At 64.0% G+C, this 1,405-nt stretch carries 2 protein-coding genes; both read left to right on the top strand.

Annotated features, from left to right (window positions below):
* Nucleotides 1-799 (top strand): helix-turn-helix transcriptional regulator (locus SAHL_RS02150; protein ID WP_221177790.1); only part of this gene is annotated, 799 nt, incomplete at its 5' end.
* A gap of 218 nt (nucleotides 800-1,017) precedes the next feature.
* The coding region (locus SAHL_RS02145) for an FAD-binding oxidoreductase (protein WP_148045452.1) at nucleotides 1,018-1,405 on the top strand (388 nt) is incomplete at its 3' end.

Below are 1,405 nucleotides of genomic sequence, written 5' to 3'. Positions count from 1 at the left end.
GTTGCTGGAGCGCTTTTTGACCGGTGCGCAGTCCGGTTCCGTGTGGCAGCCGGGGCTCGTGGTGTTATACACCGAAGTCGGGCGATACGAGGCCGCGCGTAACGAATTCGAAAAACTCAGCGCCGACGACTTCGCAGCCGTACCCAGGGACGGCTTGTGGGTAACCTGCCTGGCCTACTTGGCCGAGGTCTGTGCAGTGCTCGACGATGCCGAACGCGCCAAGTATCTCTACCGGCATTTGCTGCCCTACTCCGGACAGAACGTCGTCGCCGGGACCTCGGTCGCCTGCTTCGGTGCGGCCGACCGTTTTCTCGGGCTGTTGGCCATGACCGCCGGAGACCAAGACTCGGCCGTTAGCCACCTCGTGGCCGCGCTGGCACTCGACCGGCGCACCGGTGCCCGACCCTCGCTTGCACACGGCCAGTATCAGCTGGCCGCACTGCGGCTCGCCGCAGATCCGGTCAACAGCCGCGCGGCGGCCGCTTCGCTCCTTGAGGAGGCCGCGGCCACCGCCGGCGAGCTGGGAATGGGCACGCTGTCAGCGAAGGTCGACCGGCTTTCGAACCAGAACCGGTTGAGCACTGAGGAGTCGGCCAACCCGGACGGCCTCAGCCGCCGCGAGCTTGACGTTGTGCAACTGCTTGCGACCGGACACAGCAACCGGGAAATCGCTACCCGGCTGTTCGTCAGCCCCAACACCGTTGCCAATCACGTGCGCAGTATTCTCGCCAAGACCAACACCAGTAACCGTACGCAAGCCGCTGCCTACGCCCGCCGTTGCAATCTGATCGAAGGGTAACGGCCATCCGGGTCGAAGTTCGGTTGGTTCCTCCACTGCCCGGGCCCCGCCTGGGCTGATGGCGGCGAAGCAAAATTCAGGAAAACCCGATAACCGCTGCCGTCTAGTCATTTTTGACTAACCGATATCGCCTCTCAAATTGATCAATTCTGTCGATGTGCCGATGCCGGCTGCTCCCTAGACTCGTCTACGACGACCACAGATAAGGAGCAGGCACCATGTTTGACACCGATGCATTAGATGACTTGCAGGGTGCGCTTCGCGGCCCCGCCATACGTCCCGATGACCCGGATTACGATCAGGCCCGTCGCGTGTACAACGCCATGATCGATCGCCGGCCGCAACTGATCGTAAAATGCAGCGACGTCGCCGACGTCAGCTATGCGATCGGCTTTGCCCGCGAACACCAATTGCCGCTCGCGGTGCGCGGCGGTGGCCATAATGGGGCGGGGCTCGGGGTCTGCGATGACGGTGTCGTCGTCGACCTCGGCGAACTGCGGGGTGTTCGTGTCGATCCGGACGCACGCACCGCACGCGTCGGCGGTGGCTGCACTTGGGGCGATGTCGACCACGCTACCCACGCCTTCGGCCTGGCCACGCCCAGCG

The sequence above is a fragment of the Salinisphaera orenii subsp. halophila YIM 95161 genome (genome assembly GCF_003732545.1).
GTDB lineage: Bacteria > Pseudomonadota > Gammaproteobacteria > Nevskiales > Salinisphaeraceae > Salinisphaera > Salinisphaera orenii_A.
This window is presented reverse-complemented; position numbering and strand designations above follow the sequence as displayed.